Here is a 24,276-nt window from a genome sequence, read left to right as displayed (position 1 = left end):
CCCCAACAAATCCAACACCTGTAACCCCAACAAATCCAACACCTGTAACCCCAACGGACTCTCCAAGTACATAAAGATTGCTAATGGGGTAAAAAATGCTCTGCGAATGCCGAAGGCAGTAAGTTTTGTCATAATTTTGCGTAAGTCCTGTAGAACTTAGCTGCTCTAATGCAGTAGCACAGACTTATGCTCGACCACGGGCAGAACTATAACAACTCTTAACTACTGCCTTTACAGCCGCCGCCAAAGCAAAAAGTGATATTCCCTACGACCAGATAGCATCTGCTAACGCTAGATTAAATCAAGGACAGGACTTACACAGCGTTCACGGGATATCCTTATATAGTTCAATCACGTTCTGTGTGTAAGTTCCCAGGAACTAACTTGTTGCGAAAGAGAACATAAACTTATGACTTTTGATTACGACCTGTTTGTAATTGGTGCGGGTTCTGGAGGTTTGGCGGCTTCTAAACGAGCGGCTAGCTACGGCGCAAAAGTGGCGATCGCTGAATATGATTTAGTTGGTGGGACTTGTGTAATTCGCGGTTGCATTCCCAAAAAACTCATGGTTTATGGCTCTCACTTTCCTGCACTATTCAGTGAAGCTTCAGGCTATGGCTGGAAAGTGGGTAATGCGGAATTGGACTGGGAATATTTCATTACATCTATAGATAAGGAAGTTCGGCGACTGTCGCAACTACACATAAGCTTCTTGGAAAAAGCTGGAGTAGAACTATTTTCCGGTCGCGCCACATTAGTAGACCCCCACACTGTAGAAGTTGATGGACGTAAAGTTACAGCAGACAAAATTTTAATTGCTGTTGGTGGGCGTCCCGTCAAGCCAGATTTACCAGGGATGGAACATGGTATTACCTCCGACGAAATCTTTCATTTAAAAGAACAACCAAAACACATCGTCATTATTGGCGCTGGTTATATCGGCACGGAATTTGCTTGTATTATGCGCGGTTTGGGTTCTGAGGTGACACAAATTACTAGAGGTGAAAAGATTTTGAATGGGTTTGATGAAGATGTCCGCATAGAAATTGAAGAGGGTATGACGAACCACGGAATTCGCTTGATTAAGAATAATGTGGTGAAAGTAATTGAACGCGTCCCAGAAGGGTTGAAACTGACTTTATCAGGAGACGACCAAGAACCACTAATTGCTGATGTGTTTTTAGTAGCGACCGGTCGAACCCCCAATGTAGATGGATTAGGTTTAGAAAACGCCGGAGTTGAGGTTGTTGCTAGTTCTATTGAAGGGCCTGGATACCCTACCACAAGTGCGATCGCAGTCAATGAATATAGTCAAACTAGTCAACCGAATATCTTTGCTGTTGGCGATGTCACCGACCGAATCAATTTAACTCCTGTAGCTATTGGCGAAGGTCGCGCCTTTGCCGATAGTGAATTTGGGGATAATCACCGCGAATTCAGTCACGAAACTGTGCCCACAGCCATATTTTCTAACCCAGAAGCCGCAACAGTCGGCTGGACAGAAGCCGACGCACGAGAAAAACTCGGTGATGCCGTCAAAATTTTTCACACTCGCTTCCGCCCCATGTACCATAGTTTGACTGGTAAGCAAGAGAAGACAATGATGAAGTTGGTGGTTGATAGCAACACCGACAAAGTTCTAGGTGCTCACATGGTAGGTGAAAGTGCAGCTGAAATTATCCAAGGTGTGGCGATCGCACTCAAGATGGGCGCAACTAAAAAAGACTTTGATGCCACTGTGGGTATTCATCCCTCATCCGCAGAGGAATTTGTCACAATGCGGTAATAAGAGTTATGGGTTATGAGTTGAAGAAAGAAACTCATAACTTAAAACTTACAACTCCTAACTCTTCACTCCTAACTCCTAACTATTAACATTGCACTACATATATCTTCACGGCTTCGCTTCCAGCCCTAAATCTGCTAAAGCGCGGGATATAGGCGATCGCTTTACTCAAATTCAGACAAAGTTGAAAATTCCCGATCTCAATGCTGGCGATTTTTCCCAATTGACAATTACTCGTCAGCTCGCTGAAGTTGCCGCAGAATTCAGCAATGATTCTACACCAGTAACCCTTATTGGCTCAAGTTTGGGTGGTTTGACCGCTGCCCATTTGGGACAACAAAATTTACAAGTGCAACGCTTAGTTTTGCTAGCACCAGCTTTTGGGTTTTTATCCCATTGGTTGCCCAAACTAGGGGATGAAGAAGTACAGTGTTGGCAGCAAGAAAAATATATCATGGTCTACCACTATGGAGAACAGCGATCGCTTTCCTTAAGTTACGATTTCGTTACAGATGCTGCTCAATACCAAGAAAAGCTTTTGCAACGCCCTGTCTCCACACTGATTTTGCATGGCAAAAAGGATGAAGTCATTCCGATTGAAGCTAGTCGTGACTTTGCGCGATTGCGTCCTTGGGTGGAGTTAATCGAACTCGACAGTGACCACGCCTTGGGTAATGTTATGGAAGAAATTTGGCTAGCAATTCGCCTCTTTTGCCAATTACCTTGAAGTTGTAAAATATTAGACTCACACATAACTAATGTCCTTAGTCATTTGTCCTTTGTTAGTTACTAATGACCAATGACTAATGACCAATGACTAATGACTAAAACTATGCTTCCCTTCATCCGGTCAGATTTAGCACAATTCACCGCCTATAAACCTCATCCTAGCAGCAATACAGCCGATTCTGTCGCCACACAGTTCGATCGGTTAGATACAAATGAAAGCCCCTACGATTTACCACTTGAGTTAAAAGAGAAGTTGGCGTGGACGTATCGGCAAGTAATTGAAACAAATCGTTATCCAGATGGCGGACATGAAACACTTAAGAATGCGATCGCCGAGTACGTCAATCAATCAGCCGCCCTCTCATCATCGTTGTTTACTGCTGCCAATATTTCTGTTGGTAATGGTTCAGATGAAATTATCCGCTCTTTATTAATCGCCACCTGTCTAGGAGGAGAAGGGTCAATTCTCGTTGCCAATCCTACTTTCTCAATGTACGGAATTTTGGCACAAACTTTAGGGATTCCTGTAGTGGCGGTGGCGAGAAATGAAACAAATTTTGAAATTGACATAAGCGCTGCACAGTCTGCGATCGAACAAACTCAAAATCCCCCGATTCGCGTAGTTTTCGTAGTACATCCTAATTCGCCGACTGCCAACAGTTTAACTGAGGCAGAGTTGACATGGTTAAGAAGTTTGCCAGAGCATATTTTGGTAGTAATTGATGAAGCTTACTTTGAATTCAGCCAAACTACCTTAGTAGGTGAATTAGCACAGCGTCCTAATTGGGTAATCTTACGCACTTTTTCTAAAGCTTTCCGATTGGCATCTCTCCGTATAGGTTATTGCGTCGCTCATCTCGAAGCGATCGCCATCTTAGAAAAAGTTCGCTTACCCTATAATCTCCCCAGTTTTTCCATAGCAGCAGCATTAGTTGCTTTACAAAATCGTACACTCTTGCTGGAATCAATTCCCCAAACCCTGAGTGAACGAACCAAACTCATCGAAATTTTATCCCAGCAACCAGAACTACAAATTACTCCAAGTACTGCCAACTTTATTTACCTGCGTCTTAAGCCAAATGGCTTTAATTCACAAGAAGCTGCTTTAAAAACCTTCTACCAGAAACTTAGAACACTGGGCACTCTTGTGCGATACATTAGCGGAGGATTGCGAATTACTGTCGGAACGATAGAAGAAAACGCCCGCACCGTTAATCGAGTAAAAGCTGCTTTGGCCAATTTGTCATCTTAGCAATTTACTCAGTAATTAAACCTGCTATTTACCTCATTGCCCAAACGGCGTACTACTCCCACTGTTTGTGGTAGCACACCCACTAAAAGAGCAAAAGCAACATCCGGCAAAAGAGCCACTATTTCTGGTGGAAAGTATTGTTCAAATTGATCGAGAATTTTCTGGACTCGCTGCCCAGGCAGTGGGTTTTCTGTAATTTGTTTGATCAATCGAATCCACTGTCGCCTAATCAAGTAAGCCTTCTGGCGTTCTTCATTAGATTCAGGAGTTAATAAAGAAAGATTACCTATAGGCAGTGCCCTTTGGCAATCACAATCGTAATCCCCACCCACAGCAGCCCCAGGCCCAGCAAACTCTGCATGGTAGCGTTTAAAGAGTATTAATCCATTTCGCCTACGACTATTGACAATGAAAACTTCTCCACTGTGCAAACGTGTAAGGATATCCGAGCCTTGCGATTGCTCAGTTCCATCTGACATGACAACAGAGTCAAGGAAAGTTGTTTCAGGGTAATAAGTTGATACCATAGAGGTCTGATAGCGTCGATGCTGTTCGCTATCCATGTTTTTTAAACTTTTAATGAATGTTGTTGTAGTATGCACTTCAAAACGGAATTAACTGTTATATCAAATCAAGTTTTTGAATTTTTTATTATCAAGATTTTCTGGTCAATCCAACTAAAAATAGCAATAGAAAGGCGTTGTTTCTGTAGTTGAGTGATTATATTTTAAGATATATAACTAGATTTGTCTGTAAACTATACTAATGTTTTCTTAAAGTTTTTATAAAGATGAATATATAAATTACAAAGTTATTATGAGGAAATAATGATTTCTTTCAGTGCGATTTCGCGTATGTTCCTAGTATAGTCCATTTTCATCTATATCGAATCCTTTAAAAAAATTGTTAACCATAAATACCAAAAGATAAACTTAACATTTTTTAATATTAAAAATATTTACCAAAAAGATAATTTGTTCATACGGACGAGGGGATTTTTTGTAAAAATTTTAAATCAAATATTCTTTTGAAAAAAAAATTCAAAAGCTATTTACTCGTTTCGGAGATTAATAAACATATTTTAGTTTTGATCTATAGGACTCCTATTTGATTGTGTGAAAAAACTCAGTATAACTGAAAGAGCCTTCTTTATCGTTAACTCTTGCCTGCTAAACCAAATAAGTCCTCCAAATTAAAGCGGATTTCTATGGATATTTAGCTAAGATTGGCTAGATTTATAATTAAACCTCATCTATTTGAAAAGCTGGAGTTCTTAAGAAAAATATATTTTTTGATCCTAGCTTGAGTTTTGAGCTTTCTCTAAATCAAAAGAATTATAATTCTCAAGGTAGACGTGGTTTAACTTAGTTTGTGTTTGATTGCCGCTATAAGTTATAGATTTTATCGAATTAATTGGAATGGAACACAAAACTTGACAATTGCCAAAACAAAATTCAGATAATGGAATCAGCACTCAGGTGCTTGTGCAATAACATCTGGCTTGAGCGTCTTAGAAGAAATGTATTCCAGTTCGATTCGACTTTATGCACTCGATATCCTAGCTTGAAATAAAGCTGCCTTGCTTGATGGTTATTTTCTAAAACATGGAGATATAAGTCTTGAAATCCCCACTCGCGAGAGACTTTTTCACAGCTAGTAAGCAATCCTGAAGCCACACCATATCTACGGTATTTTGGGTGAACCGCTAAATTAGATAAGTAAGGAAAACCTACACCAACTTGGCTCCATGAATCACTACTATAACGTACACCCAGTTCCACACTTCCCACTAAGTTATTAGCCTCACCAGTAGTAGATTCAAGGGCAACTAAGCAAATATGACGGGGCGTGGGTGATGCCATCCGATGCCTTAAGTCTTCGTAAATACCCAGACGTAGCAACGGGAAAGCCCATCCCCATATACCATTGTGGGAGTGAAAGCTTTCAGTAATAATTTGGGCAACACCATTCAAATCAGCCGATGTAGCTGTACGAATTTGGAATTGGTAGGAAGCTGGATCGATTGGTTGTTGGTGGTATGGGTGAAAAAACCGATATTTCAAGGCTAGTTTAGTATTGATTTTATTCAACAAAAATTTTCTCAAATATCCTAAAACAAGATTTAAACTAAATCAGAACTTTAGAGTTGCCCGGAGATTTAACTGAACCAGTATTGCTAATTCACTTTTGCTTATCGATTAAACAAATTTTTACACTTTAGTTTGGAGTTTTATAATCTGCATTTTTGAAAGAGTATTAGGAGTTACAACTTCATAAATCTATAACCTTAAATTCAGTAGATTCATTGCATCCCTTGTTTTAGGTAGCCAGAATATCAAACTGATTGCCACAAAAGCATCTGTAAAGTGATAGAGCTTTGAATGAGTGGGCAGAGGAATAGCATAACTTGTCCGTAAGCAGCATCTCCGAAATTGTTAAGTAAGTACACTATTGGCAAACTTTGGTTTCAAACCACCCTTGCTTGCAATACTGAACTTGTTTTTGCAGTTGCCGCTACACTGACACTACTTTGCTACCAAGTCATTCAAATAGGCTGTACAGGTACTGGGACAAGAATCTGCAAGGTTCTCTAATCCCTAATCTTTAACTCCTCAACGACTACCACTTGTCTTAATGATAGTTCTGATTGCTAAATTAGAAAGAGGTATTTGTCTAATAGTATACTTTGGCTTTAAATCTTAATTGTTCTAATTTGGCTGACTCTACCATGACTACCATAAATAAAATTTACCTACAAGTGTTATTACAACAGCTACAGAGGGAAAACTTAATATGCAGCTTTATCTGGATTTTTCAGCTGGCTATGAGCGCTGTATGTATTATCAGACATTGCTCACAGGAGGTGAAAAAGGATTTGGCAAGCAAGTGTCGACTCTATAAAACTAAAACTGACAATGAAAGCAATTACACTGCACCAACGCAAACGGTAATTGGTACAAGCAATTGAGACGAATTACTGTGAGTAAACGCTCCTACACTCAGCAGTCATGTAGCCAAACAGCCTTATTGGTCGAAATGCTCTGCTCTTACCTGACTCAGAAAAATCCTTACCTGATCAGATTATTCTTTATCCGACTGCCGTTGCAGCAGGAAAGCGGTGCATGAAATCCCAAGCAAACAGTAAGCCTAAAATTTTGGTTGTCGATGATGAACCAGACAACCTTGACTTGCTTTACCGCACTTTCTATCGTGATTATAAGGTGCTAAGGGCAACCTCTGGCCCTGCGGCCCTCGATCTGCTGGCTCAAGAGGGAGAGATCGCCGTGATCATCTCCGATCAGCGGATGCCAATGATGAGCGGTACAGAATTTTTGAGCCTGACAGCAACTCAATATCCAGATATTATCCGGATTATTTTAACTGGCTACACCGATGTTGAAGACTTGGTGGAAGCAATCAACGCTGGTAAGGTATTTAAATATGTCACTAAACCGTGGGAGGCGGAGGAACTCAAAGCAGTGGTACGCCAAGCTTTGGATACCCATAATGTTCTCAAAGCCAGAACCCGCGAACTTACCCGCACACTCCGTCAAGAATCGCTGCTGAATACCGTTACCAATACGATTCGCAGTGCTTTAGACTACAGACAAATTTTGCAAGCAATTGTAGATACAGTGGGTCACATGTTGGAAGTGGATGTCTGTCTGTTGCGTCCCTTCCAAGATGAGCAGTTGGCGGATAAAGGGTTTATTTATCAGAAGCCTCTTTCTGAAGAAGCAGAGGTGCAGGAGAACGAAGGGGAACTAGCAGTAGGTCTTTCATCTCTGCCCGCCTCCTCTGCTCCTCTTTTGGCTCAGACGGTGTGGGAAACCCGCGAAGTTCAGGTGATTCACGATGCGATCGATGATCAGCGCATTCACGGTAACACTCCCGAACTACGCGAACGTGGGCAAGCTTTTGCTGCTGCTAACATTTGTTCTAGTTTAGTTGTGCCATTGATCTGCCAACAAGAACTGATGGCAGTGCTAGCACTACACCAGTGTTCTCTGCCTCGCTTTTGGGGAGATGATGAGGTGCAGTTAGTGTTGATGGTAGCGGATCAGGCAGCCTTAGCTTTATCTCAAGCTTATGCTTACGAACAAGTACGTGCCCTTGCCAAGCGAGAGAGCTTGATTAATACAATTACTAGCGCGATTCGCTCTAGCTTAGATCCTCAAGATATTTTTGCGGCAATTACCCAGCAATTAGGACAAGCTTTACAAGTTGATGGCTGCGTCTTGTCTTTATGGACAGAGGAAGATGAGTTTGTTGAGTGTGTGGGCTTGTATGACAGTTTTCAACATCTAGAAAATTTTAGATCACCAGCCCTAGAAAATAGATTAAGTAGCAATAATCACCTATCAACTCAGAGATTACCCTATTCTCAAGCATCTATTCGGGAGAATCCCATCCTCCAACAAATGCTACAGACACATGAACCTGTGGTAATTGGTAATGTGAGTCATTTTCCCTCTGATGTGCGGGGTTTTGATTTGCCTTTAAAAATGCCAGCGCGATCGCTAATGTTTGTGCCGTTATTAGCTGATGGTAAATGTATTGGTAGTATTACCTTGCATGAAGGAAAAAAAGTCCGCCAATGGTTGCCATCTGATATCGATTTGGCCAAAGCAGTTGCAGCGCAAGCCGCGATCGCTGTGCAGCAGTCACACTTGTATCAAAAAACTCGCCAACAAGCTGAACGCTTACTGGAATTAGACAAACAAAAAACTGAATTTTTCCAAAATATTTCCCATGAGTTTCGCACACCGATTACCTTGATTCAAGGGCCTTTAGAGTCGGCGGTGGCGGCTGGTGAGGGATTATCTTACTCCCAATGTGCGATCGCCCTACGTAACTCCCGCCGTCTGCTGCGACTGGTAAATCAACTCCTGGATTTACAACGCCTGAATGCCGGGAGAATGCAGCCTAGCTTCCATCCTTGCGATTTAGTCGAATTTGTCAGCCAAATAGTGGAATCTTTTCGTCCCTACTGCGAGAAAAAGAAACTGCATCTCGTTACCCAGTTAGATGAATGTTCGACGGTGTACTTGGACATGGAAAAATTTGACAAGGTGGTTTATAATCTCTTGTCAAATGCCATGAAGTTTACTCCCGAAGGTGGCACGATTGGTGTTCGACTAAAATCTGAGCGCGATCATTGCATCTTGCAAGTACAAGATACTGGAATTGGCATTGTTAAAGAACAAATTCCTCACCTATTTGAGCGCTTTCGCCAAGCTGAAGGTTCAGCAAATCGCTCCTATGAAGGTAGTGGTTTGGGTTTAGCTTTGGTTAAAGAATTAGTAGAATTACATGGTGGTCAAGTCACTGTGGAATCAGTTTATGGTGAAGGTACTACCTTTAGTTTATGGCTGGTGACTGGAAATGCTCATTTACCTGCACAGCAAATACTAGAGACACCTATCGAACTAAATACGAGCCGCGCTAGCGTAGAATTGGCTGATTTAGAACTAGTAGAGTCAACAACAGACAATATTGAAGATATTACAATAAACCTCTCCCCCAGTGTTGAGACTAAAGACTCAGCACTTAAGACTCAGCACTCAATTTTAGTTGTAGATGACAACCCCGATTTGCGAACCTATGTATCCGAAATTTTCCGCCGTAATGGCTATCATGTCAAGACGGCTCGTAACGGTCATGAAGGGCACAGTAAAGCTAAGGAAATTATACCCAGTTTGATTGTGACTGACTTAATGATGCCCTTAGTGAGCGGACTTGAGATGATTCAGATGATCCGCAATGAGGAGACGTTGAAAGGAACACCAATCATTCTGCTGACAGCGAAAGTAGATGAAGAAACCCGCATCGAAGGTACAGAACATGGTGCGGACGCTTATTTAGCAAAACCATTTAACGATCGGGAACTTTTGGCGGAAGTTCGAAATCTTTTAGCGTTGAAAGAAAATGAACGGCGAATTGTGGAGTTAAATACTTATCTAACAGAATCGGTGCTAAAGCGCTTTTTGCCTGCTGTATTGGTGCAAAAAGCCGCAACCGGAGATTTAACGTTAGATTTGCGCCCAGAACCACGCTTAATTACAGTTTTGTTTAGCGATATTGTGGGTTTTACACAGCTAGCAAATACTCTCAGATCCCGACGAGTTGCAGAGTTGTTAAATGAATATTTGGAAGCCATGACTAAAGTTGTCTTTAGCAATGGCGGCACTGTAGATAAATTTATGGGAGATGCTATCTTAGCTTTATATGGAGCGCCGGAAGAACTAACCCCTAACGAACAAGTACGTCGTGCGATTAATACAGCAAGAGCAATGCACCGCTCACTGGCTGACTTAAACCAGCGCTGGCGAGAGCAAGGTGTATTCGATAGCGACAAACTTACTAGCGTACAGTTCCGGTGCGGTATTCACCAAGGTACTGCTGTTGTCGGGATGTTTGGTAGCGCTGAACGTGCCGATTATACTGCTATTGGCCCAAGTGTAAATATTGCTGCAAGGTTGCAAGCTGCCGCTGTTCCCGGTACAATCCTGGTTTCTGCTGCCGTAGCAGATTATTTACAGGAAGGAGAAATTACTAAAGGTAGTCCGCTAGAACTTAAAGGAGTAGATGAAACAGTTTTGACTTTCGCTGTTTCACCAGAGGTAATGGTTAATCGCTAAAATTTAGACTGGTATTTTAAAGCATTACCAATGAGTAAAAGTGCATAATCGATATCCAGTTTATATAATATGACACCATCGGTTGCAGACAAAACTCCAATTCCAGCCAAGGTCTGGAGACGACATACCGATCCACCAGGTTTGTGGATTTTTTTTGTTGTCAGTTCAGTCTCTCTACACTTGCTGGTGTTCTGGCTGATGCGCTCATCTAATGCATTTAGTCTGTGGTTTCCCCAGCAAAATCAATCTGCTGTTCCCATTGAATTGATAGACATTGCTCCTAAAACCAAATCAATAATCAAATCAAAATCAACAGCCAAAATAGTTTCGTCAAAGCCACTATCCTCAACTCAAAAGTCTGTACCAACACGTTCATCACAAACAGCACGAACTACGCCTAAAAATGAATATTTTGGCGCAATAAATTCCCCTGATAATTTCCAGAAAAAGAGCCGAATTTCCGCTTCTCAACCTAATAGCAAACCCTCTAGACAACAGATAGTTCCCACACCAACACCGAAACCTACACCTAAAGCCACACCGAAACCTATAGCTAAAATCATACCGACACCTACACCTAAAGTCACACCGACACCTACAGTTCCAATCGGTAATTTACCTTGGAACCGTCGTCAAGAAATTAAACTGGGAAAGGGAACGCAACTACCAACAGGTATTCCATCAAATCGACCAGTTTCAGAACCTGAAAATAGAGAAACTCCAACAACTTCAACTAGGGAAACTTCAGCAACTTCGATTGGGGAAACTCCAGAAACTTCAACTAGGGAAACTCCAGCAACTTCGACTAGAGAAACTCCAGCAACTTCGACTAGAGAAACTCCAGCAACTTCAACTGGGGGAGCATCGGTAGCAATAGTAGCTCCCTTATCTAAAAATGAAGTGATTAGCTTGATACAATCAGGAGGATTCCGACAAGATTCTTTACCAGACGTTATCGCTTTATACAGAGGAAGCAACACAAAACAATTAGACCCAAGTTTTCTTGTTCCCAATTCGGGAGTTGAGCCAGCACAACTCTTGGCAAGCTTAATAATCGATCAGAATGGCAACTTTCAACAGGCTGTAGTTCTAGAAATAGAACCAGCAACACTGCAAAGTGAAAAAACTATATATGAGCAAGTCCTGAGCGAAGTTTTCAAAACAGAAAACTTTATTGCTGCTCATAATAACGATGGCACAAAACCAGAATTGAGCAATCTATATGTCAGGATCAAAATCCAACCTGCCAATTCCAACTAAATACTTGAATTTTGGCAAAAACTGTGTTAAGTTTATAGGGTTGGGAATTTGCGGGCGTAGTTTAGTGGTAAAACTATAGCCTTCCAAGCTATTAATGCGGGTTCGATTCCCGCCGCCCGCTTAGAAAAAAACTCTTAAATATACGAGTGCAAAAACTAAGTCTAAATCTTGGTAAAACAACTAGTTAAACAGCGATTATAAATTTTGCAGTATACAGAAGTAGCTTGAGACTCAGAGTAACCAAATTCAAGAAGGGATGAAGGAATCAAGAACACTTTCTTCAACGTCATCCGCACTTTGGCTTTCTACTTATTGCTTATTTTATAGTTGGCAGTTACTCTGGAAACCGTCCAATACGTTTTAATTTTTTGGATTTTAGAATTGCTGCTAATTGAGATTTTCTAGGCGAATGCGTGGATCGGCTGCTTTAAGCATCAAGTCGGCGATTAAATTGCCAACAATCAACAACACTGCGCCCATCACCAAGCTTGCCATTAATAAATATAAATCTTGAGCTTGTAAAGCCTGTAGAGTCAACCTCCCTAAACCGGGCCAGTTGAAGAAAAATTCGGCGATGAAGGCACCATTTAATAAACCAGCTAATTCAAAACCTAATAAGGTGATTAAAGGATTTATGGCGTTACGGAGTGCATGAACGTAGATGACGCGGTTTTCTGGCAAACCTTTGGCACGAGCGGTTTGGATGTAATCTTGACGCAGAACATCCAATAATTCACCGCGAGTGATGCGTTGCAAACCAGCAAAACTAGTAATTGAGAGTGCGATTGTGGGTAAAATCATGTGCCAGCCGATATCTAAGATTCTGCCAAACCACGACAGTTCTGAGTGATTGATGCTAGTCATGCTACCTACTGGGAACAACGGGGAGGTGATTTGGGCTAAAACCAGCAGCGCTAAGGCAGTGATGAAACTGGGAAAGCCTTGTCCAGCGTAACTAATCACCTGTAAAATCCGGTCTGCTGGCTTATTTTGTTTAACAGCGGCAAAGATCCCTAGAGGGATGGCGATCGCCCATGTGACAATTAAAGATGCGATCGCTAATAGCAATGTCGCTGGTACTCGTTCCCACAACAGCGATGCTACTGAACGTTGATAAATAAAACTCGTGCCAAAATCTCCTTTGGTTAAGATTCGCCATAGCCATAGCCCAAATTGCTCTGGCCAAGACTTATCTAAACCAAACTGCCGCTTGATTTCCTCAATTCTTTCAGGAGATATTTTCGGGTTTTGCCGTAGCGTATCTACATAATCACCAGGAGCGAATTGAATGATGAAAAACGACAACGCTGACGCCAACAACAAAGTTAGCAGTGCCTGCAATAGCCGCTTTGCCACATAAACAAAAGTTTCGCTCGTGACTAGCTCAATTAGCCAATCCCGACTTGTCTCCAAGGAAATTTTCGCAGATGTCATTTGTCTTTTGTCCTTTGTCCTTTGTCCTACCCTGCGGGAAGCCACTGGCGCGTCTATGTCATTTGTCCTTTGTCCTTCGTCATTTGCCAGTTGTTTTGCTATTAACCAATGACTAATGACTAATGAGAAAGGACAAATGACTAATATTCAACTAAAGAGATAATCGGCACATCCGGTAAATGTGTACGCCCTTGTAAATCCCGTAGCTCGATAATAAACCCAAACCCTACTAGTTCGCAGCCAATTTTCTGCACCAATTTGGCTGTGGCACTTGCAGTTCCACCTGTGGCAATCAAATCGTCCACAATCAAAACTCGGCTACCTTGATGTAAAGCGTCTTGATGCACTTCTAGGCAGTCTGTACCATACTCTAGTTGATATTCAATTGAGTGAACGGCTGCTGGTAACTTCCCTTTTTTGCGGATGGGAATAAAACCAGCTCCTAATTTATAAGCCAGAGGTGAACCAAAAATGAATCCCCTCGACTCCATACTAATGACATAATCAACTGTTATTCCAGCTTCATTGCATTTTTGTGTTAAAAAGTCAATAGTGTAACGCAATCCCTCTGGATCGCGCAGTAACGTAGTAATATCTCGAAATAAAATTCCGGGTTTCGGGAAATCTGGGATGTCACGAATGAGAGACTTTAAATCCATAAAATGGGAAATGGGGAGTAGGCAATGGGGAATGGGGCATGGGGAATGAGGTAGATAAATTAATAAGCAATGCCCAATGCCCAATGCCCAATTTCAGATACCTGAAAAATCGTACACTATAATGTCATACGCTGGGGGTCGAGGCTGAAACTTCGCCTTTCATTGACGATAATTAGAATCTAAACCAAGCTATAAAAGGTATTTCACTAATAAATGAGGTGAATTTAGTTATGTTTTAAAATTTTGATTTCAATATAGGGAAAACTTTGAGTAGAAAGAGTTAAGTAATGTATATATCAGGTAGTCATGCTACTGCCACAAGTCTAAGGCTCAAGTCTTGGCTACCGATCTTAAATTTGTTTTATCTAGTCTGTTGGAACCGCACAAGGTATTTATAGAATGAATGTCTCAGCAAGTTTAACGCCGTTCAACAGTCCAACCCAAGACTCACTGCCGATGATTCTGGACACTTTACCAGATCCTGCGATCGCTTCTAAAACGTGTCCTCGCAGAACCAGGCTGCAAATTGACCTAATTTTACTGGCAATTGAAGCTTTAGAGCTTGGTGGTTCGGAAGCAATCCTGGCTTTTGCTCAAGAGTTGGATCTTAAAGGAATTGTTAAAGACAGGGTGAATTTATGGCGGATGCGTAGCTCTAACCCGCTACGAAGAGCGCATATACGCCGTCCCTTAACTATTATGGAAGCAAAAGCTTTGGTGGTTATTGCTTGCTATATAGCACGGCGTTTAACTGTTGTCATCCGCCAGTTATTAATGATATGTCAACAAATGGAAGAAAAACAGATTCCATTAGAACAGAATTTGCGGCTATCTAATTACCTAGAGCGGTTTAGAGCGCATTTTAAAAGCCGAATGAATGCTCGACGTTCTGGTGTACTAGCATTAACTTCTGATGAAAAATTAGATGCGCTAGCAGTAAATTTGTTAGGACAATTACTATTTTGTACTGGTACTGCTGGAATGCAGCGGTTCTGGATTAGTCTTTTTGACGGTGAAGTGGAATGAATATTCAACGTAAGTACAGTCTACCTAATTGTACTCTTCTTTTAGAAGGGTTAAGTGATGTCACTAGGGCTGCACAGTTCCAAGAAATGCGCCCAGAATTATCAATATTGGTAAATGCAGAATGCTATTTATCTGGTTACAATCAACCCCTAACGGGAGGGCGAGAATTTTTTGAAAGTTTGGTGAGGGCTGTTAGTGGTTACGCTCAAGAATTTCTGAGTACTATACCCAATCCGCAAGCACACAACCAAGAATCGGAGCTAGTAGAGTTTCAAAAAATTGACGGCAACCTTCACAGGTTAATCATACATTCAGAAAACGCTCCAGAGGGGTTCGATCACTCTAATAATTCTAAACGTCCGCCGATTGAAATAGATTTGAATACGGTGCAGTTGTTTGATTTGGTAGAAGCAGTGGATCAGTTTTTTGCTGATACCCAGACTTTACCAGAGTTATCCCTAGAACTACAACCAGTTACTAGACGCTATGGCGGTGCTAGTCAGGCTGTAATTAGGCAGGCTGTTCCTGCTGCTGTGGGAGTATCGAGTTTAGCAGTAGCAGCGATCGCATTTAACTTGATTCCACCTCCCCAAATACGTCTACCGCAGCCTAAGCCAGATGAGCAAACTAGCTCTACAACAAAGAGCCTTAATCCTCCAGCATCAGCGGCTGCAACACCTATCGCGGCGGTAACACCAACACCATCCACAGTTAATGAAAAGCCAGCAGTTAAAGATTTAGAAGCACTTTTAAATACAGTTCCAGAAATTACCGACCCATCTCAGCTGCGTGCATTGAATCGTCAAGTGTATAACCAAATCCATCCAGCTTGGACTAAACGCTCAGGATTGCAACAGGATTTGGTCTATCGTTTGGGTGTAGCTGCGGATGGAGCGATCGTTGGTTATAAAGCGGTGAATAAAGAGGCCAATCAAGGAGTCGGGCAAACTCCTCTGCCTAACCTACTTTACAATCCTGCTAACCGCGCTCCCATTTCCAATGAACCAATTGCTCAATTCCGAATAGTGTTTACTACAAATGGTGTGCTGCAAGTTAGCCCTTGGCGAGGATATGCTAAAACACCAGAGGTAGTCGGTACAAAAATTACTGACTTTAATATCACTAAAGGTTTAAATCAAAAGCTTTACAATACAGTTCGCCAAACTTGGAGTGGCACTCCCACCTTTACGCGAGATTTGAAATATCGGGTAGCAGTCAACAAAGATGGTGTAATTGCTGACTATGAACCACTCAATCAAGTCGCCTTTGATTATTTCCGAGAAACACCTCTTCCTAAGATGTTTAACGCTGTCTATGGTTCTAATGTAGCTCCTCCCAATGACAAAGAACCTCTAGCCCACTTCCAAGTGATATTCAAGCCTAACGGCAAGCTCGAAGTCACTCCTTGGCAGGGATATCAGTAATTGGGTATGGGGTATGGGGCATGGGGCAAGAGAATTAAGTTGCTATTCCCTATTCCCTATAGATTTTAGATAAACATTGAGCTTGGGTAATAGTTCATCAAGAATTGGTTGAAATCTACTTACCTGTTCATTTGTCAATAACTGTCTGGCATAGGCTAACCTCAACCAGCTGATAGTTTCATACAAAGATCCTCTCGCAATCTTGACAAAACATCGATTGTCTTGGTTGTTGTACCTACTTCTACCTTCTGCGATGTTCGCACAACATACTATCAGCAGACCGAATAATTTGCTTGCCCAGTGTATTAGTGAAATTGTCCCATCCTTTAGCAATACGCCAAATTTCATTAGCTAGCTTTGGGACAAGTTGATAAACTTCTAAGCCCTCAAAATCAGGTCTTCTCACAAAAGTCCATCGATCATTTATTGATCAATGTTCCTAATTCTCAATGCCCAATGCCCAATTACCGTGTAATTCTCCGCATATAATTCCCCCATAATTGAGCTGCTTGAGCACTGCTACCAGATGTCGGGGAATTATTGTCGTTTCCCAGCCAAACGCCAGTTACAAGTCGCTGACTGGGGATAAAACCAATAAACCACAAGTCAACGTTTTTATCAGTCGTGCCAGTTTTTCCAGCTTCACCTAATCCAATGGCAGCACTACGACCAGTACCTCTTGCGATTACACCACGCATCAAACTAGTCATTTCATCGGCGACATTAGTTGTCAACACTCGTTTATTGGCACCTGGATCTTGGTCAAAGGAGTAGATTACACGACAGGTTTTGATATCTTTGCGATCGCTGCAATCACCACTGTCTAAAATTCGGTTAATGGCATGGGGAGGATTCGACACACCACGATTGCCAATAGCGCCAAAAGCACCAGTCATTTCCAAAACATTAACTACACTTTGACCCAGTACTAAGCCAGGAACCGGATCAAGGTTTGATTTTATCCCCAAACGCTGCGCCATTGCCACAACTTTATCTAGCCCGACTTCTTTAGCAACTCGCAAAGCGATAGGATTTTCTGAAAGCGCTAGCCCAGTAGCAATATCGAAGCTAGTGTCAGCACCAGCACGACAGGGTTTATAAGTAAAGCCTTGCCAAGTTAGAGGGGCGCAGGAATAACTCTTTGATGGCGAAATTCCCTGTTGAATAGCGGCAGTGTAAGCAAAGATTTTGAAGGTGGAACCTGGTTGTCTTTTGGCTTGAACAGCACGATTGAACTGACTTTTTTTGTAATCAGTCCCGCCTACCATTGCGAGAATACTGCCTGTACTAGAGTCAAGAGTGACTAATGCCCCTTGAGAAAAATTAAAACTTCTACCAGAGTTGTTGACCGAATTATTTAACGCTGCTTCTGCTTGTTTCTGTATACCTAGATCGAGCTTGGTTTCAATGATATAGTTTCCCTCTCTTGCAGCTCCCTCCCCCAAAATTGATTCGAGTTCAGAGAAGACGTAACTGTAAAAATAAGGTGCGATCGTTTTAGCTTGCTGTTCGCAGACTTTAGGACTAATTTGGACAGTGGAGCGTCTAGCTCGGTTCGCATCCTCTGGTTTAATTTTGCCCATCTCCAGCAACCGCTTAATTACGCGATTTCGGTATTCAGCTGCTTCTAGCTTATTTGGCCCATCACCACAAAAATCGAAAGCGTTGGGAGCAGGCAAAATTCCTACCAATGTTGCTGCTTCTGCCAAAGTTAATTCTTTAGCTGGCTTCTCAAAGTAATATCGAGCTGCATCCTCAAAGCCAGAGGTGTCTCCTCCCAAAAAAACCCGATTTAAGTACATCAACAAAATATCATCTTTGCTGTAAAATGTTTCAAGCTTTAGGGCGACAACTGCCTCCCGCAATTTGCGGCCAAGGGTATCTTGTCTACCTACATACTCGCGGAACAAACTGCGGGCAACTTGCTGGGTTACAGTGCTGGCTCCTTGTTGCACATCTCCGGTGCGGCTATTAATCAACACAGCTCGTAAAATCCCCAGAGGATCAACCCCAAAGTGCCAGTAATAACGACTATCTTCTGAAGCCACTACCGCAGCAGGCAAATAAGGGCCAAATTCCTCTAATCGCTTCATGTCAACATGAGAGATTGTCCGAGGTTCTCTCAAGGGAGTGGCTCCATCACGCGCGTAAACAACGACTGGGGCACGTGTCGCTGTCGGTAGAGGTTTGACTGTAAATTTCAGCCATTCAACGCCAATCACTAACGTTAACAGGGCACTGACACCACCAACACCATAAGCTGTCCAACTTGCAGCTTTGACATACCATGCTGGTGGATCGACATATTGCAACCGTACAGAAGCAGCGAGTTCTGGGGGCCCCAGAGTCAGAATATCGCCGTGACGCAGTTCTAGGGAGCTAACACGACGCTTGCCCCGATAAATGCCATTGGTGGAGTTTTCGTCTTTGATCGTGAAAACTGGTGTGCGCTGAGTAGAATTCCGCGATAGTGACAGGTGAATTTGGCTGACAACAGGGTTACGGATGACGATATCGCTGGATTTGGAGCTACGACCGAGAATATAGCGATCGCCCAAGAGTGGATATACCTCTGCTTTATCCGCCCCCGCATCCTGCACCCAAAGTTCTGGTACTTTGGCATTAGGCTTGAGCGCTAATTTAGAAAAATCGACCCTAGCTTGAATCGTATGTACTGCTTGAGTCAGCTGACCTAGTAACGTTTGTGGCTTGTGAGGGGGTTGGGGAGAACTCATCGGCTATTCACATCACAGTTTTTAATGAAGAATCGGGCGAATTACAATTAATTTAGATGTTAGTCTTTCATCATTTTACTCATAAGCCAAAGCATAAATTGCCTATACGGAACTTTCTAAACTAATTTATACTTTAATATAAATTAAAGTTAGAACTGATTTGTGATTTTAGTCACTTATTTATTGAAGGTAAAATTTTTTATCCCTTCTCAAAGGCTTATCTAAGCTAGTATTAATAGTTATATAACTAGAACCATAATATTTTTTTTGTATTTTTTAAGACTAGTTATAAATAAACCACTGATTTAAATTTTACCAATTTTACATATCCACATATATTAAAACAAACCTAAATATCTTCATTTAGGAAGATTTTCTAAATCTTAGTTATCTGTTTTAATAGGGCGAGTGTTCCGTTGAGGTTAATTACAGTAATGTTGGGAAAATCTCTGACCCTGATTGGTACAGCTTTATCTTTGGCACTTACCACTAATATTGCTGTAGCCGAATCCAGTAAATCCCCCATAGCCCAGTCTAGTAGCGACTCCACTAGCACACCAACGGAAATCAAGATGTCGCCAGAAGGTATGAAAATTCTGTGCGAGCATTTTCCGCTCAACTCGCGCTGTTCCGGCGGTACAGCAGTCACCCCTAGCGCTCCTGCGCCTAGCGCTCCTGGTAGCACTACAGCACCAGCAGAAACAACAACGCCAGATAGCACCACCACTCCTGATAGTACAACTACACCAGGAACCACTACACCAGGAACCACGCGTCCTGAAGGTGGCACTCCTGAAACCACTCCAACACCAGGAAGCGTTACTCCAACCACACCTGAAGGCGCACCTAGCAACTTAACTCCAGCACCAGATAGCGTTACTCCAACCACACCTGAAGGCGCACCTAGCAACTTAACTCCAGTACCAGGAAGCGTTACTCCAACCACACCTGAACAACCTGGCACTCCTGGTAGCACTACCGAACCAGGAAACTCAACCACACCTGAACAACCTGGCACTCCTGGCACTCCTGGCAGCAGTATCGAACCCGGTAGTTCTCCCAGTACTCCCGGCTCTAGTTTGCCAAAAACTCCTACCACAGGTAATTAAATTAAAAGCTGGGGCATAATCTAAATAATGGTTTGCCATCAGTAATCTTTGGTGCATCTTTCTTTAACTCTTGCACCAGTTATGCAAACTGGTGTCAGATGACAAATAAAAATTGATAAAACCTTATACGTAAAGTCTTCGCATATAAGACTGAGCAAGGGTTTCACTAAGTCAATAGCCTGGGATTAATCATCCCAGGCTTAATAGTTTAATGGGATCTGCCAGTTGGAGTTGGTGTTTTTTGCAAAGAAGCAATTAACAGGCAAACAATACCGATACTAATAAATGAATCTGCCACATTAAATACAGCAAAGTTAATTAAGCGAAAATCAAGAAAATCAACGACGTAGCCTAAAACAAAACGATCGATACCGTTGCCCATAGCTCCACCTAAAATTAAGCCATAGCCTAACTGATCCCACAAATTTAATGTTGGGCCAATTAATGCCAACCCTATCAAGACTAAACTCACTCCTAAAGATAGCCAGCGTAACCACTCTACTTTCCCACTTAACAGACTAAAAGCCGCACCAGTGTTAGTGACATAGGTGAAGTGAAATATCTCACGTAAGAGTGGTACTGTCTGCCCCAAGCTTAAGCTTTGTACTACCCAATACTTTGTTATTTGGTCTAAGAAAAAAGCGATGAAGGCAGCGATCCAGAAAAGACGATTTTTTAAACGCATGGCAAATTAGTCATTGGTCATTGGTCATTGGTCATTAGTCATTGGTCATTGGTCATGAGCTTTTGACAAATGACAAAGGACAAATAACAATGAACTAATAAAACATTAAGTGACGCAATATATATGCTATTACAGTAACTGCACAGACCACAGTTAGTTGACCTGGTAGTGCAAACCAGGAGTATCTAAGGATTGCTTGCATCAAGGATAGATTTTCTGTGCCTTTCCACTGAAAAAGATAGCTAATAATCAAATAAGTAATACCGCAGATGTGAAGAGTTAACAAGCCACAGACGCAACTAAAGGCAAGAGTTTCTAGTCGAGGTCTGGCTTTAAAGGCAACTAAGCCACAAATCCAAGCTCCAGGAATAAAGCCTAGTAGATAGCCAAACCAAGATAGCTTGACATAACCAATACCGCCGCCATCGGCAAATACTGGTAATAAGGTTAACCCCATAACTAAATAGGCAATTTGCGAAAGCGCACCCGCATTTTTGCCCCCTAAACAACCCACCAACAACACTGCGCCAATTTGAAAAGTGACACCTAAAGGAAAAGTCTGAATTCCGTGCTGACTCCAAGTCCAAGGTAAGGTGATGCCATAAACTTCTAAGAAGGTACCACCCATTGTCAGGAGTAAGCCAATCATAGACCATAGTAATTGATTGGAAGCAGCAAACATTTATCAGGCAACCAAAGAAAAGCAAAAGGCAAAACCAACAGCAAGTCGTATATTCATTAATATTGATAATAAAGTTTGTGTTGACATCTTAACAAGTAACATATTTTCTTTTGCCTTTTTGGTATGTAATTTTTCAGTTCTGCCAATTGCTGCTTAGGTGTCTATTGTCTGATTTTATTGACTGATGTTTGTTTTAATTCTGGTATTTAACCTAAAATATGGTAGAGTCGATATCATTGAACTTAGTATTTGTACTAGTTTTTCACAACATTTCCTAAATTGGCTGCAAAATAAATAATATTTCCTTAATCCACTTTTTTTAGGCGATTGCTCTGCTTACTCTCCATACATAGGCAATCTGCTGCCTATGTTAAGTGGGCAAAAATAAATCAAACAATCTTAAGCAATGTAAAATTAATTAAATTGGCCCATCGTCAAGCGCCTACAGCCATTACACAAAACTTTAATTATTTACGCCCACTTACTTAGATAAAACTGTTTAGTTATTTGCTTCAGGTCTGCTTCGGCTGGTAAGCAGAAACAATTTTTCATAATCTTCCAAATTTATAAATCTAGGGCTTACGCATTGACAGAGTGATAAAATAATGCATTGAGAAACGAGAGTCGTCTACACACAGGTATCGGGCAATTAGAGAAATCAGCAAACCTTCGACAGCACAATGCAATCTGGAACAATACACCCTGTTTTTACTATCAGAACCAAAGCATGGAGGATGCTGTAGATTAGCAGAGATATTGGGAAATGTATCGCATGATAGTGTAAATCGCTTTTTGCTCAGGGAGAGGTACGAACCGAAAGATTTGTTCGACATGGTGACGAGCATAATCAATGTGAACGGCGGAATTTTAAGCGTTGACGACACAGTATTAGAAAAGTTGTATAGCAATCCAAAAGATGCAGAACTAATTGGATAGTTTTGGTCAGGTAAACATCATAAAACGATTAAAGGGTTAAATTTAATAACGCTGTATTACAGCGATAGTCAGGGAAACTCAGTTCCAATAAACTACAGAATCTATGACAAAAAAAATGAGAAAACAAAAAACGATTATTTCCAAGAAATGTTAGTAGAAGTAACTAGTTGGGGTTTGCAACCCAAGTTAGTGACAGGAGATAGTTGGTACTCAGGAGTAGAAAATTTGAAATTTCTAAAAAACCAGAAATTGGGTTTTATATTCGGAATTGAGAAAAACAGAACTGTCTCGGATGAGCCTGGTAAGTATTGCCAAGTCAGCAGTCTGGATATTCTAGACGAAGGGTTGAGCACTCATTTGAGAGGATTTGGATTTATCAAGTTGTTTAGGAAAGACTTCAAAAAAGAGGACTCTAGACACTACATCTTATATTTCCCAGATGATGATTCTCTCAAGCAGGTCACAAGAAGTGAATTTGTCACAATTCATGATACCCATTGGGGAATTGAAAGTTTTCATAGAGCGATCAAACAGTTGTGCGGGATTTGTCGATTCCTGGTTAGAGATAGCCATGCAATCAAAACACATATATTTTGTTGACTTCAAGCATTTGTTCGCTTGGAAAAAATGCGTTCTGAAAAAATAATTTCCAATTGGTATGAATTACAAAGAAACCTATTCACTTTAGTTGTACGTGAATACATTTTAGATAATTTGACCAGTGCTTGTACTGCTTGATTACATGGGCTACTCTTTTTGTCAATGCGTAAGTCCTAAAATCTTTTATAAGACCACGTTTTATCAAACAAAATAGTCTCAAGTTTGCTGCTTTGGAAAACAAAGGCGGTAAGTTTGTTGTAGTTAGTGAAGAGTCAGCTTCTAAAACTCTCGAATCAGTACCTCTACCTGCAAATCTCCGCTCTTTCATTTCCGAGCCCGAAGGGGCTGATTCCTATCCCATCGTCACTTACACCTGGATTTTGGCTTACAAGAAATATCCCAATGCGGCAAAAGCCAAGGCGATTGAAGTTGCGATCGAATACGCTTTAACTGATGGGCAGAAGCAGGCTAGTGCATTAGGATATGTTCCTCTACCACCAAATGTGATCACAAAGGTGGCTGCTGCTGCTGACCAAATCAGCCCAGAGTATAAAATTTCTGTCGCCAGTGGTATTTGCCTATGGGATTGTAGTTTTGACAATGGTAAAGTTGAACTTAGGATCGTATTCAGCTCTAGCTGGAGGGTTTGCACTGGCAATTTTAATGTTGCCAATTATTCTGCGAACTACTGATGAAGCCTTGCAGTTAGTATCGCAAGATTTGCGACAAGCATCTGTAGGGTTGGGAGCGACTAACTTTCAAACGGTGAGTCAAGTAGTCTTACCAGCAGCTTTACCAGCTATTGTAACCGGGGCAACCCTAGCGATCGCCAGAGCATCTGGAGAAACCGCACCTTTGCTATTTACTGCTCTATTTTCTAACTTTTGACCAGATGGTTTATTCCAACCAACAGCTTCTCTGGCTGTCTTGGTTTACAAATACGCCATTTCTCCGTTTAAAAATTGGCAATCTCTAGCTTGGGCAGCATCTTTAATTTTGGTATTGATAGATATACCGAAAAATCAGGTGACTGCTTTTATCGGCCCTTCTGGTTGTGGTAAAAGGTTAAGACAAGATTTAGTTTTATTTAAAACCTTGAACCCTGTCTAAACCTTTTTTTTTATAACTTGTTTAAGCTCCAAATATGATACCAAAGTCTCTTTCTAAAGAAGCAGTTCTTGGAATGATTATCCTATCTTTGGTTTTTGGGTCACTGATTTTAGCAGTTATTGACCCTTCAACTCGTACTACCTTCGCCGATTTCAGCAATTCCAAATTCAAAAATTTAAGAGGAATCAGTCGCCGGAGAGCGTGGAGA

The 24,276-nt window shown here is 41.6% G+C and carries 16 protein-coding genes, 1 tRNA gene and 3 pseudogenes; 12 read left to right on the top strand and 8 right to left on the bottom strand.

Features of this window, described 5'->3' with window-relative positions:
- The first annotated feature begins 409 nt into the window (after nucleotides 1-409).
- From gor to ACFE93_RS27045, 3 genes are all read left to right on the top strand, one after another.
- On the top strand, nucleotides 410-1,786 hold the full coding sequence (gor, locus tag ACFE93_RS27055; RefSeq protein WP_375477961.1) for a glutathione-disulfide reductase: 1,377 nt from the start codon (nucleotides 410-412) through the stop codon (nucleotides 1,784-1,786).
- A gap of 91 nt (nucleotides 1,787-1,877) precedes the next feature.
- Nucleotides 1,878-2,513 carry a YqiA/YcfP family alpha/beta fold hydrolase gene (locus ACFE93_RS27050; protein ID WP_375477959.1) on the top strand — a complete coding sequence of 212 codons (636 nt, stop codon included), beginning with the start codon at nucleotides 1,878-1,880 and terminating at the stop codon, nucleotides 2,511-2,513.
- A 105-nt stretch (nucleotides 2,514-2,618) separates the two neighbouring features.
- Nucleotides 2,619-3,767: a histidinol-phosphate transaminase gene (locus ACFE93_RS27045; RefSeq protein WP_375477963.1), complete on the top strand. Its 1,149-nt coding sequence runs from the start codon at nucleotides 2,619-2,621 to the stop codon at nucleotides 3,765-3,767.
- An 8-nt stretch (nucleotides 3,768-3,775) separates the two neighbouring features.
- Here the strand turns inward: ACFE93_RS27045 and ACFE93_RS27040 are convergent, their stop codons facing one another.
- Nucleotides 3,776-4,330, bottom strand: coding sequence for a hypothetical protein (locus ACFE93_RS27040; RefSeq protein ID WP_375477957.1), 555 nt, complete (start codon nucleotides 4,328-4,330; stop codon nucleotides 3,776-3,778).
- 891 nt (nucleotides 4,331-5,221) lie between these two features.
- Nucleotides 5,222-5,860, bottom strand: coding sequence for a GNAT family N-acetyltransferase (locus ACFE93_RS27035; RefSeq protein WP_375477954.1), 639 nt, complete (start codon nucleotides 5,858-5,860; stop codon nucleotides 5,222-5,224).
- A gap of 1,029 nt (nucleotides 5,861-6,889) precedes the next feature.
- Here ACFE93_RS27035 and ACFE93_RS27030 point away from each other — a divergent pair.
- The 3 genes from ACFE93_RS27030 (at nucleotide 6,890) to ACFE93_RS27020 (ending at nucleotide 11,789) form a co-directional block, all read left to right on the top strand.
- Nucleotides 6,890-10,408 (top strand): response regulator, encoded by a 3,519-nt coding sequence (locus ACFE93_RS27030; protein WP_375477952.1) that lies wholly within the window; start codon nucleotides 6,890-6,892, stop codon nucleotides 10,406-10,408.
- A gap of 69 nt (nucleotides 10,409-10,477) precedes the next feature.
- Nucleotides 10,478-11,668 carry a hypothetical protein gene (locus tag ACFE93_RS27025; protein ID WP_375477950.1) on the top strand — a complete coding sequence of 397 codons (1,191 nt, stop codon included), beginning with the start codon at nucleotides 10,478-10,480 and terminating at the stop codon, nucleotides 11,666-11,668.
- Nucleotides 11,669-11,718: 50 nt separating this feature from the next.
- Nucleotides 11,719-11,789 (top strand) — tRNA-Gly (locus ACFE93_RS27020).
- Between the two features lie 266 nt (nucleotides 11,790-12,055).
- On the opposite strand, the gene ACFE93_RS27015 is transcribed toward ACFE93_RS27020, so the two are convergent.
- Both ACFE93_RS27015 and ACFE93_RS27010 read right to left on the bottom strand, forming a co-directional pair.
- Complete coding sequence (locus tag ACFE93_RS27015) at nucleotides 12,056-13,102, bottom strand: ABC transporter permease (protein WP_375477948.1); 1,047 nt, start codon at nucleotides 13,100-13,102, stop codon at nucleotides 12,056-12,058.
- A gap of 140 nt (nucleotides 13,103-13,242) precedes the next feature.
- Nucleotides 13,243-13,761 carry an adenine phosphoribosyltransferase gene (locus ACFE93_RS27010; RefSeq protein WP_375477946.1) on the bottom strand — a complete coding sequence of 173 codons (519 nt, stop codon included), beginning with the start codon at nucleotides 13,759-13,761 and terminating at the stop codon, nucleotides 13,243-13,245.
- 399 nt (nucleotides 13,762-14,160) lie between these two features.
- Here ACFE93_RS27010 and ACFE93_RS27005 point away from each other — a divergent pair, with 399 nt between their 5' ends.
- On the top strand, nucleotides 14,161-14,787 hold the full coding sequence (locus tag ACFE93_RS27005) for a DUF3038 domain-containing protein (protein WP_375477944.1): 627 nt from the start codon (nucleotides 14,161-14,163) through the stop codon (nucleotides 14,785-14,787).
- Nucleotides 14,784-16,211: a DUF4335 domain-containing protein gene (locus ACFE93_RS27000; RefSeq protein WP_375477941.1), complete on the top strand. Its 1,428-nt coding sequence runs from the start codon at nucleotides 14,784-14,786 to the stop codon at nucleotides 16,209-16,211. Before ACFE93_RS27005 ends, ACFE93_RS27000 begins: the two co-directional genes overlap by 4 nt.
- Before the next feature lie 42 nt (nucleotides 16,212-16,253).
- Here ACFE93_RS27000 and ACFE93_RS26995 read toward each other — a convergent pair whose 3' ends face one another.
- Together ACFE93_RS26995 and ACFE93_RS26990 are read right to left on the bottom strand one after the other, a co-directional pair.
- A complete protein-coding gene (locus ACFE93_RS26995; protein ID WP_375477939.1) occupies nucleotides 16,254-16,559 on the bottom strand; it encodes a four helix bundle protein in 306 nt (101 codons plus the stop codon).
- Between the two features lie 116 nt (nucleotides 16,560-16,675).
- Nucleotides 16,676-18,946: a transglycosylase domain-containing protein gene (locus tag ACFE93_RS26990; RefSeq protein ID WP_375477937.1), complete on the bottom strand. Its 2,271-nt coding sequence runs from the start codon at nucleotides 18,944-18,946 to the stop codon at nucleotides 16,676-16,678.
- Nucleotides 18,947-19,380: 434 nt separating this feature from the next.
- Between ACFE93_RS26990 and ACFE93_RS26985 the strand changes: the two genes are divergently transcribed.
- A complete protein-coding gene (locus tag ACFE93_RS26985) occupies nucleotides 19,381-20,055 on the top strand; it encodes a hypothetical protein (protein ID WP_375477935.1) in 675 nt (224 codons plus the stop codon).
- A 208-nt stretch (nucleotides 20,056-20,263) separates the two neighbouring features.
- Here the strand turns inward: ACFE93_RS26985 and lspA are convergent, their stop codons facing one another.
- Nucleotides 20,264-20,740 (bottom strand): signal peptidase II, encoded by a 477-nt coding sequence (lspA, locus tag ACFE93_RS26980; protein WP_375477933.1) that lies wholly within the window; start codon nucleotides 20,738-20,740, stop codon nucleotides 20,264-20,266.
- Between the two features lie 94 nt (nucleotides 20,741-20,834).
- On the bottom strand, nucleotides 20,835-21,422 hold the full coding sequence (locus ACFE93_RS26975) for a biotin transporter BioY (RefSeq protein ID WP_375477931.1): 588 nt from the start codon (nucleotides 21,420-21,422) through the stop codon (nucleotides 20,835-20,837).
- 648 nt (nucleotides 21,423-22,070) lie between these two features.
- On the opposite strand from ACFE93_RS26975, the pseudogene ACFE93_RS26970 reads away from it, so the two are divergent.
- The 3 pseudogenes from ACFE93_RS26970 to ACFE93_RS26960 form a co-directional block, all read left to right on the top strand.
- Nucleotides 22,071-23,096 (top strand): annotated as a pseudogene (locus ACFE93_RS26970) (transposase).
- A 62-nt stretch (nucleotides 23,097-23,158) separates the two neighbouring features.
- A pseudogene (locus ACFE93_RS26965) lies at nucleotides 23,159-23,530 on the top strand (phosphate ABC transporter substrate-binding protein PstS); the annotation flags it as partial.
- A pseudogene (locus ACFE93_RS26960) lies at nucleotides 23,526-24,068 on the top strand (ABC transporter permease subunit); the annotation flags it as partial. The pseudogenes ACFE93_RS26965 and ACFE93_RS26960, both read left to right, overlap by 5 nt.
- Nucleotides 24,069-24,276 lie beyond the last annotated feature (208 nt).

This window comes from uncultured Nostoc sp., assembly GCF_964247315.1.
Classification (GTDB): domain Bacteria; phylum Cyanobacteriota; class Cyanobacteriia; order Cyanobacteriales; family Nostocaceae; genus Nostoc.
Note: the sequence above shows the minus strand (reverse complement) of the source record. Positions and strands in the feature narration are given on the sequence as shown.